The sequence below is a fragment of the Neisseria weixii genome, from assembly GCF_042658245.1.
Lineage (GTDB): Bacteria > Pseudomonadota > Gammaproteobacteria > Burkholderiales > Neisseriaceae > Neisseria > Neisseria weixii.
Genome location: NZ_JBHSPY010000043.1, coordinates 1 through 15,087, shown reverse-complemented (window position 1 = coordinate 15,087; position 15,087 = coordinate 1). Strand labels below are relative to the sequence as shown.

12 protein-coding genes are annotated in these 15,087 nt (G+C 50.1%); 8 read left to right on the top strand and 4 right to left on the bottom strand.

The features are described from left to right. The first annotated feature begins 334 nt into the window (after window positions 1-334). Window positions 335-763, top strand: a complete 429-nt coding sequence (locus ACFPVS_RS12775; RefSeq protein WP_198345287.1) for a DODA-type extradiol aromatic ring-opening family dioxygenase — start codon at window positions 335-337, stop codon at window positions 761-763. Beyond that, complete coding sequence (locus tag ACFPVS_RS12770; RefSeq protein ID WP_198345286.1) at window positions 750-995, top strand: class III extradiol ring-cleavage dioxygenase family protein; 246 nt, start codon at window positions 750-752, stop codon at window positions 993-995. Before ACFPVS_RS12775 ends, ACFPVS_RS12770 begins: the two co-directional genes overlap by 14 nt. A 126-nt stretch (window positions 996-1,121) precedes the next feature. On the opposite strand, the gene yihA is transcribed toward ACFPVS_RS12770, so the two are convergent. Continuing rightward, window positions 1,122-1,754 carry a ribosome biogenesis GTP-binding protein YihA/YsxC gene (gene yihA / locus ACFPVS_RS12765; protein ID WP_096295878.1) on the bottom strand — a complete coding sequence of 211 codons (633 nt, stop codon included), beginning with the start codon at window positions 1,752-1,754 and terminating at the stop codon, window positions 1,122-1,124. A 139-nt stretch (window positions 1,755-1,893) separates the two neighbouring features. Here yihA and ACFPVS_RS12760 point away from each other — a divergent pair, with 139 nt between their 5' ends. The 3 genes from ACFPVS_RS12760 (at window position 1,894) to ccsB (ending at window position 5,887) form a co-directional block, all read left to right on the top strand. Next, on the top strand, window positions 1,894-2,517 hold the full coding sequence (locus ACFPVS_RS12760; RefSeq protein ID WP_096295877.1) for a c-type cytochrome: 624 nt from the start codon (window positions 1,894-1,896) through the stop codon (window positions 2,515-2,517). 234 nt (window positions 2,518-2,751) lie between these two features. Next, on the top strand, window positions 2,752-4,716 hold the full coding sequence (locus tag ACFPVS_RS12755; RefSeq protein ID WP_232507606.1) for a cytochrome c biogenesis protein ResB: 1,965 nt from the start codon (window positions 2,752-2,754) through the stop codon (window positions 4,714-4,716). Next, window positions 4,700-5,887 (top strand): c-type cytochrome biogenesis protein CcsB, encoded by a 1,188-nt coding sequence (gene ccsB / locus ACFPVS_RS12750; protein ID WP_096295875.1) that lies wholly within the window; start codon window positions 4,700-4,702, stop codon window positions 5,885-5,887. The genes ACFPVS_RS12755 and ccsB overlap by 17 nt, the downstream gene beginning before the upstream one ends. A gap of 255 nt (window positions 5,888-6,142) precedes the next feature. Here the strand turns inward: ccsB and ACFPVS_RS12745 are convergent, their stop codons facing one another. Beyond that, complete coding sequence (locus tag ACFPVS_RS12745) at window positions 6,143-6,514, bottom strand: hypothetical protein (protein ID WP_096295874.1); 372 nt, start codon at window positions 6,512-6,514, stop codon at window positions 6,143-6,145. 288 nt (window positions 6,515-6,802) lie between these two features. On the opposite strand from ACFPVS_RS12745, the gene tsaD reads away from it, so the two are divergent. Continuing rightward, window positions 6,803-7,870 (top strand): tRNA (adenosine(37)-N6)-threonylcarbamoyltransferase complex transferase subunit TsaD, encoded by a 1,068-nt coding sequence (tsaD, locus tag ACFPVS_RS12740; RefSeq protein ID WP_096295873.1) that lies wholly within the window; start codon window positions 6,803-6,805, stop codon window positions 7,868-7,870. A 220-nt stretch (window positions 7,871-8,090) separates the two neighbouring features. Here the strand turns inward: tsaD and ACFPVS_RS12735 are convergent, their stop codons facing one another. Beyond that, on the bottom strand, window positions 8,091-8,897 hold the full coding sequence (locus ACFPVS_RS12735; RefSeq protein ID WP_096295872.1) for a DsbC family protein: 807 nt from the start codon (window positions 8,895-8,897) through the stop codon (window positions 8,091-8,093). Between the two features lie 154 nt (window positions 8,898-9,051). Between ACFPVS_RS12735 and ACFPVS_RS12730 the strand changes: the two genes are divergently transcribed. Next, window positions 9,052-11,220, top strand: coding sequence for a primosomal protein N' (locus ACFPVS_RS12730; protein ID WP_096295871.1), 2,169 nt, complete (start codon window positions 9,052-9,054; stop codon window positions 11,218-11,220). Window positions 11,221-11,432: 212 nt separating this feature from the next. On the opposite strand, the gene ACFPVS_RS12725 is transcribed toward ACFPVS_RS12730, so the two are convergent. Beyond that, the gene (locus tag ACFPVS_RS12725; protein ID WP_096295870.1) at window positions 11,433-13,169 is read right to left on the bottom strand and encodes a SulP family inorganic anion transporter; all 1,737 of its coding nucleotides are present in this window, start codon (window positions 13,167-13,169) and stop codon (window positions 11,433-11,435) included. A gap of 373 nt (window positions 13,170-13,542) precedes the next feature. Between ACFPVS_RS12725 and dacB the strand changes: the two genes are divergently transcribed. Further along, window positions 13,543-14,925: a D-alanyl-D-alanine carboxypeptidase/D-alanyl-D-alanine endopeptidase gene (gene dacB, locus ACFPVS_RS12720; protein ID WP_378595829.1), complete on the top strand. Its 1,383-nt coding sequence runs from the start codon at window positions 13,543-13,545 to the stop codon at window positions 14,923-14,925. The last annotated feature ends 162 nt before the right edge of the window (window positions 14,926-15,087 follow it).

Genomic DNA, 15,087 nt, shown 5'->3' with positions numbered 1-15,087 from the left:
ACTTGGTGGGTTTTGCCGTGTTGTTCCTGCTCAATTTGGGTGGATTCTTAGCTTAAGTTGATTGAATGATACAAAGGCCGTCTGAAATATTTCAGACAGCCTTTTATTTCTTTAAAAGAAAAATAGCATTAATTCAATCATTATTGATAAACAAATAGGCAAACATTATATTATCTTCATCTAAACTTGATTGAGCCTATCCCATGAGATTACCGGTTTTATTTTTAGGTCACGGCAGCCCGATGAATGCCATTGAAAACACGCCGTATTCGCAAGCGTGGGCGACGCTGGGTGAAAAGTAAAACAGCAATACGGCGATGAAATCAAGGCTGTTTTGGCCGTTTCTGCCCATTGGTGTACCGATGGCACAGCGATTACCGCAATGGAACAACCGCGCACCATTCACGATTTCGGCGGCTTTCCGCAAGCCTTGTTTGACATGCAGTATCCGGCGGCAGGCAGTAGGGAAACGGTAGAAAAAGTGCGTGCCGCTTTGGCTGAGGAGAATGTGGTTGCTGATGAGCATTGGGGCTTGGATCACGGCACTTGGGGCGTACTGTGCCATCTGTTTCCCAAGGCCGATATTCCCGTGGTGCAATTGAGCCTGAATATGCATCTTGATTTTGCCGGCCATTTTGCATTGGGGCAAAAGCTGTCAGTTTTGCGCAAACAGGGTGTGTTGGTTGTGGCCAGCGGCAACATTGTGCACAACTTGCGCCTGATGCCAGCCAAGCAGCCGCACGCAGCCGGTGCCGCCGTATGATTGGGCGGTTAGCATCAAAGATTGGGTTAACGCGCGTGTGCGGGAAAACGACACCGCCACGCTGACCAATGAATCCGCCTATCCGCCCGAAATGCAGCTTGCCGCACCGTCGCCCGGCCATTACTGGCCGCTGCTGTATGCAATCGGCGCGGCCGATGGTGGCAAAGCAATGCTGTTTAATGATGACATTGTCGGCAGGTCATTGAGCATGACCTCGGTGATTTGGCATTGAATAGGACAAACTTTGCATGCCGTCTGAAAGATTCTCAACTTGTCCAAGTATTTGGGACGCAGTTCAATTTTTGGTTGTGATTTGCGGTTTATCAATACCGCATGGGCTGCGCTCGGTTACAATGTCTCAATCGTTGGGTTGCATACCGGCGATTTCTTCATGATGGCGGGCAAACCATTCGCCGACGACTTTATTCACTTCCTCAATGCCTTGTTTTTTCAAACTGGAGAATAATTGAATGCTGATGTGTTGGCGTTCCATGTAAGGTTTGAGTGATTTTTTCACTTCGCTCAGTGTTTTGATTTGGTCATTTTTGGAAAGTTTGTCGGCTTTTGACAACAGAATATGCACCGGCCGGCCGGTAATATGGAAAAAGTCCAACATTTGGATATCCAGGGCTTTTAACGGGTGTCGGGTGTCCATAATCAGCACCAATCCAATGAGTTGGCGGCGTGTCTGTAAATAGTCGCCCAAGAGTTTGACCCAGTGTGCACGGATGGCTTCCGGCACTTGTGCATAACCGTAGCCGGGCAGGTCAACCATAAAATTACCGTTGGCCAGTTCGAAGAAATTGATGTGTTGCGTGCGGCCGGGGGTTTTGGAAACGTAAGCCAAGCGCACATGATTGGTGAGCGTGTTAATCGCGCTGGATTTGCCCGCATTACTGCGTCCGACAAAGGCGATTTCGGCCGGTGTGTCGGGCAAATCTTTTAAATGGTTAATAGTGGTGAAGAATTTTGCGTTTTGGAAGAGATTCATAGTAGTAATTTAATGTAAATTTAGTATAGAATACCATGTTTATAGAATCATCGGTTTGAATCCGGTAAAAATATATCCGGTATTATGAGTATAAAAAAGGCATTGTTTCGCTACGCAATGCTGTAATCAGGAGCACTCCATGAAACGATTCACTTTATTGGCTTTAGCCCTGGCGGCAGGTGCGGTAACTGCTGCACCCAAAGCCGATGTGGCAAAAGGCAAAGAAATTGCAAACAACGTTTGTGCGGCATGTCATGCTGCCGACGGTAACAGCGGTATTGCCATGTATCCGAAAGTATCTGCCCAACACGAGGCTTATATTTTCCAACAAACGATGGACATTAAAGAAGGCAAACGTACCCACGGCTCTGCTGCGGCGATGAAGCCTTTAGTAATGGGTTTGTCTGAACAAGACATCCGCGATGTGTCTGCTTTCTATGCCAAACAGCAAGCCAAACCGGGTGAAACCAATCCGAAAGAAAATGCGGAATTGGGTGCGAAAATTTTCCGTGGCGGTATTGCGGATAAGAAAGTACCGGCCTGTATGTCATGCCATGGACCAAGTGGTGCAGGTATGCTGGGGGGTGGCGCTGACATTATTGCCTATCCGCGTATTGGCGGTCAGCACAAAGCCTATATCGTGGCACAAATGCAGGCTTACCAAACCGGTCAGCGTGAAAACGCCATGATGCAGGATATTGCCAAACGCATGTCGGCCGAAGAATTAGAAGCAGTAGGTAACTTCATTCAAGGTCTGCATTAATCTTCACGATTAACCAGTTGCATAATAAGGCCGTCTGAAAGGATTTGATTTCAGACGGCCTTAAGCACATACGGTAATAAATCATTTAAAATAATTATTGATATTTTCTGATTAATTGAATCAGATGGTTTGTATGGTATTTTTAAAGTTGTTGTATAGAATCTACATTTTATGAGCACTACTTCCAAACCCGTTCCGTTTATCCGCCGGCCATGGTTTGCTTTTTTAAGCTCCATGCGCTTTGCCGTTGCCCTGTTGAGCTTGTTGGGTGTGGCTTCGATTATCGGTACGGTATTGCAGCAGAATCAGCCGCAAGTGAACTATGTGGTGAAATTCGGCCCGTTTTGGTCGCAAATTTTCGCTTTCTTGGGTCTGTACGATGTGTATGCGTCGGTTTGGTTTGTCATCATCATGTTGTTTTTGGTGATTTCGACCAGCTTGTGTCTGATTCGCAATGTACCGCCGTTTTTACGAGAGATTAAATCCTTCCGTGAAAATGCCAAAGAAAAATCACTGGCGGCTATGCGCCACTCTACTGAGCTGCCGCAGAAGCTTTCACCGGAAGTGGCGCAGCGTTATTTGGAAGTGCAGGGGTTTTCCACCAAAACCGTGCAGCGTGATGACGGTTCGGTTTTGGTGGCCGCCAAAAAAGGCGCGATGAATAAATGGGGTTATATTTTCGCCCATATTGCGCTGATTGTGATCTGTATCGGTGGCTTGATTGACAGTAATTTATTGCTTAAAGTAGGTATGCTCACCGGCCGCATTGTGCCGGACAACAACGCTATGTATGCCAAAGACTTCAAGCCTGAAAGCGTGTTGGGTAAGGCCAATCCGTCTTTCCGCGGCAATGTCAATATCAACGAAGGGCAGAGTGCCGACGTGGTGTTTGTCAATGCCGACAACGGTATGCTGGTGCAGGATTTGCCGTTTGAAGTGAAGCTGAAAAAATTCCACATCGATTTCTACGATACCGGCATGCCGAAAGATTTTGCGAGTGATTTGGAAGTTACCGACAAAGCCACCGGTGAGAAAATCGAACAAACCATCCGTGTGAACCATCCGCTGACTTTGCATGGTATCACTATTTACCAAGCCAGCTTTTCCGACGGCGGTTCGGATTTGAAATTCAAAGCGTGGAGTTTGAGCGACCCGAGCCGTCAATCGATTGAGCTGAAAGCCACGTCTATGCGTGATTTTCCGTTTAACATCGGCGATACCTCATACCGCTTGGAATTCGATCAGTTTACGGCGATGAACGTTGAAGACATGAGCAAGCCGTCTGAAAAAGCGGATGCCGGTTTGCAGGGCGCGATTAACGATGTGCGTGCCGTGTCTCAGGAAAACAAAAAATTCACCAACATCGGCCCGTCGATTATCTACCGCTTGCGCGACAGCGCCGGGCAGGCCGTGGAATACAAAAACTACATGCTGCCGATTAAGCAGGAAGAAGACTATTTCTTCATTACCGGCACACGTGCAGGCTTGGCGCAACAATACCGCTGGCTGCGTATCCCGATGGATAAAAGCGGTAAAATCGATACCTTTATGGCTTTGCGCGAATTGCTGAAAGACGAAGGCGCACGCAATAAAGTGGTGCAACAGGCTACACTTGGTGCGCCGCCTGAAATCAGTGAGCAGTTCAAACAGGCAGCGACCAATACTTTGAGTATTTTCGCGCAAGGCGGCTATTTGGCCTTGGATGAGTTTGTGACGAAAAATATTCCAAAAGAGCAGCAGGAAAAAATGCAGGGCTATTTTTATCAAATGCTGTTTGGCGTGATGAATGCCGCAGTCGATGAAACCCTGAAAAAATATCATTTACCCGCTTGGCCGCAAGATGATGATCGTAATCGTTTTGTGCTGCACAGCATGGATGCCTACACCGGCCTGACCGAATATCCGGCACCGATGCTGCTGCAACTGGACAGCTATACCGAAGTGCGATCATCAGGCTTGCAGATGACGCGTTCACCGGGTGCATCATTGGTGTATTTGGGCTCGGTTTTGCTGGTGTTGGGCACGATTTTCATGTTCTATATCCGTGAAAAACGCGCATGGCTGCTGTTTTCAGACGGCCGCATCCGCTTTGCCATGTCGTCCAGCCGCAACGAGCGCGATTTACAAAAAGAATTTCCGCAACACACCCAGCGTTTGCAACAGCTGGCGAAGGATTTAAACCATGACCACACAAAATAAAGCCGTGCCCGAGCATGAGCTTTTAACACACAAATCATTTATGCGCAGTCTGAATGCCTTGGATTGGAGCTTTGCTTTAGCCATTGCCGCCATTGCTTATTTTGCGCAAACCCACGTCGGTCACCACATGGATATTTACGAAATGGTGATTTTGTGGACAAGCGCAGGCATTGCCGTTTTCCTGGGCTGGTTTTTCAAACCGATGCGCTGGTATATCGTGCTGTGCCTCGCTTTGGCTTATGCAGCGGTGAATTTGTACGCGGGCGACATCAAGCATTCGGACGGCTTCTTGCTGAAATATTTCCTGAGCAGCCAATTGGCGATTATGTGGCAATGCGCGTTTGTGTTTTTTGCGTTGTTTGCCTACATTGCCGGTACGATTATTGCCAACCGCCGACATCAGGAAACCAATACCTTGCTCGGTATGGGTACGGTATTCGGCTGGATTTCTGCGGTTGCAGGCTTTACCGGTTTGCTTGTGCGTTGGCATGAAAGCTATTTGCTGCGTCCTGATGCCGGGCATATTCCGGTTTCCAACCTTTATGAGGTGTTTATTTTGTTCTTGGTGATTACCGGGCTGATGTATGTGTATTACGAAGGCCGTTTTGCCCTGCAGAAGCTGGGCGGATTCGTCTATACCTTTATGGCGGTAGTGGTGTGTTTTGTGTTGTGGTACAGCATTTCGCGTGAAGCGCACACCATTCAGCCTTTGGTTCCGGCTTTGCAGTCTTGGTGGATGAAAATTCACGTTCCGGCCAACTTTATCGGTTACGGCGCATTCTGTATCTCCGCGATGCTGGGTGTGGCGGAACTGTGGGCGTTGCGCAGCGGAGGGAAAGGCAAAAAATCATGGCTGCCTGCTTCGCAAGTGATTGAAGAAGTGATGTATAAGGCGATTGCCGTCGGTTTCCTGTTTTTCACCATTGCCACCATTCTTGGTGCCTTGTGGGCGGCGGATGCATGGGGCCGCTACTGGAGCTGGGATCCGAAAGAGACATGGGCGTTTATTGTGTGGTTGAACTACGCGGTTTGGCTGCATTTGCGCTTGGTGGCTGGTTGGCGAGGCCGCGTATTGGCATGGTGGGCGATTATCGGCTTGTTTGTGACCGCCTTTGCCTTTATCGGCGTGAACATGTTCTTGAGCGGATTACACTCTTACGGCACGTTGTAAATCTCATCGTAAAGGCCGCCTGAAACGTTGCAGTCCACGGCTTTTTAATCTATAGCGGATTTAATTACTTCGATACCAGGCAGCAAGCCGCAGACAGTACAAGTAGTACGGCAAGGTGCAGCAACGCCGTAGCGAAAGTTAAGCTAATCCGCTCTAGTCAAAACATAAAACCGAAACATTAAAAAAAGAAGGCCGTCTGTTGTTCAGACGGCCTTTTGTCTTTCAAGCGGATTAAATCCAATCAGTTTTTATTAATCAGTTTTTATTCAAGTCCAAATCGGCTTTGTATTCGATACGGCCATGGTCTTTATCTTCAATCGATACGTCCAATTCTTGGTTACCGCGTTTGAATTTCAAATCCGCATCGTCACGTTTGATTTCAGATTCGACCACTTTGAAGCCTTTGTCTTCAGCATGGGCAATCACTTTTTTAGCCAATGCAGGAATCGACGTATTCTGTGAAGACAGCTCGGCTTCGTATTCAAATTCGCCATTGCCTTGGCGGTCGGCTTTGATGGTTTTTGCGCCGGCCGGTTTGTAGATTTCAGACGGCACAGGTGCGGCAAAGGCGCTGGCGGAAAACAGAGCCAAAATACCGGTCAACATCAAAGATTTGGTTTTATTCATGATAGATTCCTTTTCTTCAAGTATAAATTGGAATGTGGCGGATTGTAGCCCTGCCTCGAAAAAATCGGCAAGCAGTTAAACCAGTTTTTACCTTGCCGAATTTTCTTACCACTTGACTTACGACTCTTTGCAAAACCTGCGGAAACTTACGCAAATTGCTGCGCATAAACTATCTGAAATCTTCTTAAAGCCTCAGATTATGAGCATAGTCTTCGTCAATCTATGCAGCAAACAAGATTAAAATCGGCTAAAATACAGTATTATTTTTTTCAGACGGCCTTAAAAGCGATGTTGGTATTGGGAATTGAATCTTCTTGTGATGAAACCGGTGTTGCCTTGTATGACACCGAGCGCGGTTTGCTGGCGCATCATCTGCACACACAAATGGCCATGCATGCCGAATACGGCGGGGTAGTGCCTGAATTGGCCAGTCGCGACCATATTCGACGCGTGGTGCCGCTCACCGAAGGGGCATTGCAGGAAGCAGGCGTAAGCTATGGCGACATTGATGCCGTGGCCTTCACCCAAGGGCCCGGTTTGGGCGGGGCGTTGCTGGCCGGTTCCAGCTATGCGAATGCTCTGGCTTTTGCGCTGAATAAGCCGGTGATTCCGGTGCACCATTTGGAAGGACACTTATTGTCACCGCTGCTGGCAGATGAAAAACCGGAATTTCCGTTTGTCGCCTTATTGGTATCGGGCGGGCACACGCAGTTTATGGCAGTGCGCGGTATCGGTGATTACACTTTGCTGGGAGAAAGCGTTGATGACGCGGCAGGCGAAGCATTTGATAAAACTGCCAAACTGTTGGGCTTGCCGTATCCGGGCGGGGAAAAATTGTCGGAGTTGGCCAAATTGGGCACCCCTGATGCGTTTACCTTCCCGCGGCCGATGCGGCATTCGCACGATTTGCAGATGAGTTTCTCCGGCTTGAAAACCGCGGTATTAACTGCGGTGGAAAAGGTCCGCACGCAAACCGGTAGCGATGAGATTCCCGAGCAAACACGCAACGACATTTGCCGCGCGTTTCAAGATGCGGTGGTGGATGTGTTAATCGCCAAATCAAAAAAAGCCTTGTTGGATACGGGTTTCCGCACGTTGGTGGTGGCCGGCGGAGTAGGGGCGAACTGGAAGCTGCGCGATGAATTCAGCCGGTTGAGTGTGACCATGCCGTCTGAAAAAGGTAAACCGAAGCCCAAAGAAGAAGCGGTAAGCGTGTTTTTCCCGCCGATGGCTTATTGCACCGATAACGGCGCGATGATTGCCTTTGCCGGAGCCATGCGTTTGCAGGATAGGCAACAGGCTGCCGGTTTTAATGTGAAACCGCGCTGGCCGCTGTCGGATATTGTAAAGGCATAATGCGCATCTGATTTAATGAAGAAGGCCGAGGCCTTGGCAGAATCCCCATCTTTGGCACATTTCTTCGTTATGCGCCCCAAAGCTTGTCTGTCTTTGTGATATGCCTGCGCTTTCTGTGCTCTAACTTCGGACTACGCGCAAATCTGAGGTTTTGCAAAAGTCTCGGGCCGTCTGAAGATGAATATTACCTTCAGACGGCCTTTGATGTATCCAAACCAATTTACTTTTGGTTTTTTTCAATAATTTCTTTAAGCTGCGGCATCGGGCTGTAACCGCTTTGCGTGCGGCCGTTCGGGAACACGATGGTTGGTGTGCCGGTAAAACCCAGTTGCTCGCCCAAAGACATGGTTTCGGCAACCGGATTGTCGCAGGCTTTGGTGGCAGGCGGGGTTTTGCCTTCGCGCATCCATTCCGTCCACGCCTTGGTTGCGTTTGGTTGGCACCAGATGTTTTCGGCTTTGCGCTGCGCATCAGGATGCAGGCTGGCTATCGGCATCATGAAGTTGTAAATCGTGATGTCGGTCATTTTGGCAAATTCGTGTTCCAGGCGTTTGCAGAACGGGCAATCCGGATCGCTGAACACGGCCACTTTTAATTTGCCGTTGCCGCGCACTTCTTTAACCGCTTTATCCAAAGGCAGGCTGTCGAAATCGAGCTTGTTTAATTCCGCCTTGCGCTCGTCGGTCAGGCTCTCGCGCGAGTTTACATCAATCATATCGCCAACCAGCATGTAATCGCCTTCGGCATCGGTGTAGATAATCTGATTGCCGCTGACGACCACTTCATACAGGCCTTGAATCGGGGTTTCCCCCACGCTCATCACTTTCAAATCCTGCGCTTCATATACTTTTTCCAGCTTGGTTTTCAGTGATCCGGCCACGCTTTTGTCGGCGGCTTTCGGTGCGGTAGCAGAAGCGACTGCGGCAGGAGCGGAAACCGCGCCTTTATTGGTCACGGTGGTTTGGCCGCAAGCCATCAAAGGCAGCATAGCTAGGGGAAGTAAGGTATTGATTAATTTTAATTTCATGTTGTTCTGAATGAGAATGTAAAAAACGCATTGTAACAAAAGTCGGTGCGCTATGCAGATAAGTTTATTGCTGTATCGCTTGCTGATAAAATAGCTTTTTTCAGGCCGTCTGAACCATCAGGCGAAAAACAATGACAAATAGCTGATTTGAATTATGATTTATCATCATATTGCCCTTAATGTGCCGCTTTCGGACGGCCTGCTGACTTATGCGTATCACGAAGCCTTGCCGGCGGGTACGCGCGTGGTGGTGCCGTTTCGCAACAAACTGCAAGCCGGCATGGTGTGGGCAAATGATATCACGCCGGATATTGATGTGCTTAAGATTCAAAACATTCAGACGGCCTTCACCGACGAAATGCCACTGCCGCAGGATTGGCGCGCGCTGTTGGCCTTTACCGCGCGTTATTACCATTATCCGCTGGGGCAGGCTGTGTTCACTGCGTTGCCGCAAGGTTTGAAGGAAGCTAAGCCCGCGGTTATGCCTGAGCCGCCGCTGGTTTACCGCTTAAACGAATGCGGTAGAAAGCAAACGCCGCCGCCTGAGCGCTTCCATAAAAAATATGCCCTTTGGCATGCTTTGTGTTCAGACGGCCTAACCTTGCCTGATTTGAAAAAAATCCACACCCAAGCAGAAAAATTGTTAGACGAATGGGCGCAGCAAGACTGGATAGACACGTTTCATGCTGCCGCATCAAGCTTGATGCCGTCTGAACACATATTAAACGCCGAGCAGCAACACGCGTCGCAGCAGATTCAGACGGCCTTTGGGCAATTTCAACCGTTTTTGCTCTACGGTATTACCGGCAGCGGCAAAACCGAAGTGTATTTCGACGCGATAGCCCAAGTGTTGGCGCAGGGCAAGCAGGTGTTGTTTTTGCTGCCCGAAATCAATTTGACGCCGCAGCTTTTGAAACGCGTGCAAAACCGGTTTGCCGATGTGCCGACCGCCGTGTTACACAGCCAGACCGCCGCCGGAAAGCGCACGCAGGATTATCTGCGCGCGATGTCGGGACAGGCGAAATTGGTCATCGGCACGCGGCTGGCAGTATTTACCCCGATGAGTGAACTTGGCCTGATTGTGGTGGATGAAGAACATGATTCGTCGTTTAAACAAGACAACGAACTGCGCTACCATGCCCGTGATTTGGCGGTGTGGCGGGCGAAGCAGGCGGATTGTCCGATTGTGTTGGGCAGCGCGACGCCGAGTCTGGAAAGCTGGCACAAAGCCCAAAGCGGCGCTTATCAGTTGCTTGAATTGACCGAACGGGCCCACACTGCCGCGCAGCTGCCGCAAGTGGAGGTTTTAAATGTAGGCCGTCTGAAACTCGATAACGGCTTTTCGCCGCAAGCCTTGAAATTGCTGCAGCAAAATTTTGCAGCGGGCGGTATGTCGTTGGTGTATCTCAACCGTCGCGGCTTTTCACCGGCCTTGTTTTGCGGCGATTGCGGCCATACCTTCGGCTGCCCGAATTGTTCGGCCAAGATGGTGCTGCACCAGCGCGCCCGGCAATTGCGCTGCCACCATTGCGACCACCGCGAGCCGGTGCCTTACAAATGCCCCGATTGCGGCAATCAGGATTTGACCGCCGTCGGTCACGGCACACAGCGCGTGGAAGAAACGCTGCGAAGTTTCCTGCCGCAAGCCAAAGTGGTGCGCGTGGATCGCGATAGCACGTCACACAAAGACGATTGGTCGGATTTGTACCAACGCATTGCCGCTGATGATGTGGATATTCTGGTCGGCACGCAAATGCTGGCCAAAGGCCACGATTTCGCGCAGCTGAATCTGGTGATTGTGTTGAACGCCGACGGCAGCTTATACAGCTCTGATTTCCGCGCGCCCGAACGTTTGTTTGCCGAGCTTATGCAGGTGTCCGGCCGTTCGGGGCGTGCCGACAAAGCAGGACAGGTGCTGATACAGACGCAATTGCCCGACCATGCCGTATTTGCCGCCGTGAAAGTGCAGGATTACCGCCATTTTGCCGCCAACGAATTGAGCGAGCGCGAAATGTTTGCCATGCCGCCATTCGGTTTTCAGACGGCCATCCGCGCCGACGCGCCGAATGTGGCTCAGGCAATGGATTTTTTGAATGAGATGAAAGCCGTGGTTCAGCCCTTGTTGCAAGAAAACGTGACCCAATTCGGCCCCGCCCCCATGCTGATGGTGCGGCTGGCCGAACGCGAACGGGCGCAACTTTTTTTGGAATCGGCATCGCGCAAGGATTTGCATCATGCGGTGAGCTTGTGGGTGCAGGTGTTGCAGCAAAACCGCGACCGCAAAATCCGCTGGAGCGTGGATGTGGATGTGCAGGATATGTGAAATATGTTAGATAAAACAAGGCCGTCTGAATATTCAGACGGCCTAAAACCTTTGCAAACCTCAGATTTGAGTACAGTTCGAGGTGAGAGCGGCGCAGAAAGTGCAGACATACCATAAAGATAGGCAAGCTTTCGAGCAGCGGATAACAAAGAAATGTGCCAAATCCGGGGTTTTGCAACGGTCTCAGCCTTGTTTTATCTACCCAACCAGCTTCAAATCATCGGCGACCACACGCTTTCTTCTTTTAAAAGCGTGTCGACCGCTTCGGCGGTGCTGATAAAAACATTGCCGGAGAGGCTTTTCATCATCACTGAGTGCTGCAGCTTGTCTACCAACGGGCCTTTGATATCGGCAAAATGCAGCGAAATGTGCTGCTTTTGCAAATCGTAATTGAGCGAGAGCAGCATTTCCTGCGCGGTTAAGTCGATATCGTTTACGGCGGAAAGCATTAAAATCAAATGCTTGCAGCCGGGGTGCGTGGCTAGGCTGCGTTCCAAATAATGACGGATTGGTTGGGCGTTGCCGTAAAACATACTTTCGTCGATACGCACAATCAGCAGGCTGCTGTATTGCGTCGTGGCATAGCGCTTGATGCTGCGAAAGTGGCCGTCTGCCGCTTGGCCGACAATGGTTAAATGAGGATGGCTTGATTTCCAAATCAAGCCGGCAAACGACACTAAAATACCCAACACCAAACCGATATTCAAACCAAACAGCAATACGCCGAAGCAGGCCGTCAGAAAGGCGGCAACATCGGTTTTATCGCTGCGGGCGGCGCGCTTGAGTGTGTTCCAATCCATCATGCTGAGAATCGCCACCATGATGTTGGCCGCCAATACGGCATAGGGCAGGGGTTCGAGATAGTCGGTCAGCAGCAATAAAAAGGCCGCCATCACGCCGACCGAAATGATGCCGGCCAACGGCGTTTGCGCACCTGCATCGACATTGACCGCCGTACGCGAGAAACCGCCGACCACGGGAAAGCTTTGGAAAAATGCGCCGATGATGTTAGCCCATCCCAAGCCTTTGAATTCCTGATTGGTGTCGAAGGCTTCCTGCCGCTTGCGCGCGCAAGTGGCGGCCACGGAGTTGCTGGATACAAAGGTAATCAGCGCAATCAAGGCGGCAGTGGGCAGCAGCTGAATGGCTTGGTTTAACACATCATTCAGGCCGCCTGAAAACGGCAACGTGAAATGCGGCAGCTTGGCCGGCACATACTCAATCACAGCAATGCCGCGCTGTTGAAAATCGAACACTAAGCTGAATGCCACCGCCGCCATCATGATAATTAAGGGTAACAGACGCACGATAAATTGGGCAGTTTTCGGGGTAAGCCAATGCGATAACCAGCGGTTGAGGTAATAGCGGTTAACAAAAAACAGGCCGAACGCCAGCGCACCGACCAGCAGCGTCGGAAAATGCAGCGTGTGAATGCGGTTGATAAATGTTAAAGCGTAATCGATGATGGTGCTGCCGGAAAGGTTAACACCGATTAAAAATTTGATTTGGCTGATAAAAATCAGTATCGATGCGCCGGTCACAAAACCCGCAGTCACTCCTTGGCTGATAAAGCGGGTAATCCAACCTAAGCGAAACAGCGAAGCCAGCCACAACAATGCGCCCATCAGCAAAGCCAAAAAGCCGGCCAACAGCGCATATTGTTCTGGCGGCAAATGCGGGTGGTTTTGCAGAGCATGGGCAGTCATGATGGCGGTCACGGCCACAGGCCCCACGGCATTCACGTTGCTTGCCCCAATCCACGCATACACCAACACCGGCACAATCGAGCTGTATAAGCCATACACAGGCGGCAAGCTTGCCAGTGCGGCATAACCCAAGCTTTGCGGAATCACGATGATGCCGACGATCAAACCGGCCGTGATGTCTTGGTTCAGACAGCCGCGATTGTAGCGGCGTAGCCAAAGCGGCAGTGGAAAGGGTCGGATCATGGTAAATGAGAATCGGATTAACGGTATGGTTTACAATGGTTTTCTTGATTATAAAACGATTTGGGCCGATGCCGAAATTTCGGGCTCGGGTAAGGAAAAGGCCGTCTGAAAACAATATTTCGTCTTCAGATATAGGATGGAGTATGCCGTGAGATGCCTCATATCCGCAGAAAGTATAGTCGTTTAAAATAAAAACAACACAGCGTTGCCGGCTCCCTTAATGTATTAGGCGCACACGGCAGCCTTTATCGCCTTGTCTTATTTCTATTTTAACGGCTGCATACATGAATTTCAGACGGCCTTGTTTTATAATAACGGGTTAACGCTATTTTTGAAGTCTTCTATGAAATTCCCCCGGTCTCTCGCCATATTTATGCTCGCCACCTTCTCTTTACCCGCAATGGCCTTAAACTTCGGCAAAATCCGTGCCGATGAAATCTCGGTGTATGTGCAGGATTTGGACACAGGTAAAGTGCAGATTGACTACCGTTCAGACGTATCGGTGAATCCGGCTTCTACCATGAAACTGGTGACCGCATTTGCCGCATTTCAAGCCTTGGGCAAGGATTACCGTTGGACAACCCACTTCAAAAGCGCGGCACCTGTTGTCGGCGATACGCTCAACGGCGATATTTATTGGGAAGGCAGTGGAGATCCGGTGCTCGATCAAGACGGCCTGATTGCTTTGCAGCAGCAGTTGCGCGATCGCGGAATCCGCAATATTGCCGGACAATTGGTGCTCGACCGCAGCCTGTGGGGCGACATCAGAAACAGCAAGGAATTTGCCGCCGACGAAGCGGAAACCTACATGACACCGCCCGATCCCAACCGCTTGGCCTATAAAGTGGTGGCGGTGAAGGGCGAGCGCAATCCTTTGGGCGATATTGTGTGGACGACCAATCCGCCGCTGCCCAATATCAAGCTCGACAACCAAACCACCATTATCCCTTCTGCCGCCGAGTGCAAATCCATAAACCGTTACATGAGCGGCCGCTACAGCGGCGGCGCATTGATTATCAGCGGCAATGTGCCGGAAACCTGCTTGAGCGAGACTTTGTATGTCAACATGCTCACGTCGCAAGATTTTGCCTACCGCAGTTTCATCAATCAATGGCGCGCTGCCGGCGGCACGATTTCAGACGGCCTTAAGGTCGCTGCTACGCCGCCTGAAGCCAAGACGTTAGCCAGCTTGAAATCCAAGCCTTTGAGCGAGATTCTGGCGGATATGAACAAGTTTTCCAATAATCTGATTGCGCGTTCGGTGTTTTTAAAACTGGGGCAAGACAAAGATTTACACGAAGCTTTACATCGTGCGGATTCGGCGGTGAAGCTGGAATTGGGCATGGCCGGTGTCGATACCACCAATTTGGTGTTGGAAAACGGCTCGGGTTTGTCGCGCAAAGAACGCGTCACGGCGAAAATGATGGGGCAATTATTGGAACAAGCCTATTTCAGTCGCTATAAAGAAGAATTTATCAATACCTTGCCGATTGCCGGTGTCGACGGCACGCTGAAAACACGTTTGAAACAAGCCGGCGACAACCTGCGCTTGAAAACCGGTACGCTGAAAAACGTGCGTGCATTGGCAGGCTATTGGCTGGGTGAGCAGCCCAAAGTCGTGGTGGTGGTGATCAACAGCCCGAATTCGGATGCTTATGTGAAAGACATGGACAGGCTGGTGTCGGAAATCGTCTTGCCCGGCGGTAAAAGCTGGGTCGCATTAGGTACGACTTGCGAAGCGCGGCAAGATGTTTGATTCGGTTGAACACATCTCAACAGGCCGTCTGAAACGATATTGTTTCAGACGGCCTTCTCTTTTTTAGGGGCTGTACTAGATAACTAGGGAAATCTAATTTCAGGTTAGAATAATCCCTATGAGAAGAAGCCGTTTAAGTCAGTACAAGCAAAACAAACTGAT

What these genes read in the sequence shown, in the direction of transcription:
- ACFPVS_RS12760 (WP_096295877.1), top strand. Translation starts at nt 1,894, where the DNA reads ATGAAACGATTCACTTTATTGGCTTTAGCCCTGGCGGCAGGTGCGGTA.
- dacB (WP_378595829.1), top strand. Translation starts at nt 13,543, where the DNA reads ATGCTCGCCACCTTCTCTTTACCCGCAATGGCCTTAAACTTCGGCAAA.
- yihA (WP_096295878.1), bottom strand. Translation starts at nt 1,754, where the DNA reads ATGAATCTCTTCCAAAACGCAAAATTCTTCACCACTATTAACCATTTA.
- tsaD (WP_096295873.1), top strand. Translation starts at nt 6,803, where the DNA reads ATGTTGGTATTGGGAATTGAATCTTCTTGTGATGAAACCGGTGTTGCC.
- ACFPVS_RS12725 (WP_096295870.1), bottom strand. Translation starts at nt 13,169, where the DNA reads ATGATCCGACCCTTTCCACTGCCGCTTTGGCTACGCCGCTACAATCGC.
- ACFPVS_RS12730 (WP_096295871.1), top strand. Translation starts at nt 9,052, where the DNA reads ATGATTTATCATCATATTGCCCTTAATGTGCCGCTTTCGGACGGCCTG.
- ACFPVS_RS12745 (WP_096295874.1), bottom strand. Translation starts at nt 6,514, where the DNA reads ATGAATAAAACCAAATCTTTGATGTTGACCGGTATTTTGGCTCTGTTT.
- ACFPVS_RS12735 (WP_096295872.1), bottom strand. Translation starts at nt 8,897, where the DNA reads ATGAAATTAAAATTAATCAATACCTTACTTCCCCTAGCTATGCTGCCT.
- ccsB (WP_096295875.1), top strand. Translation starts at nt 4,700, where the DNA reads ATGACCACACAAAATAAAGCCGTGCCCGAGCATGAGCTTTTAACACAC.
- ACFPVS_RS12755 (WP_232507606.1), top strand. Translation starts at nt 2,752, where the DNA reads ATGCGCTTTGCCGTTGCCCTGTTGAGCTTGTTGGGTGTGGCTTCGATT.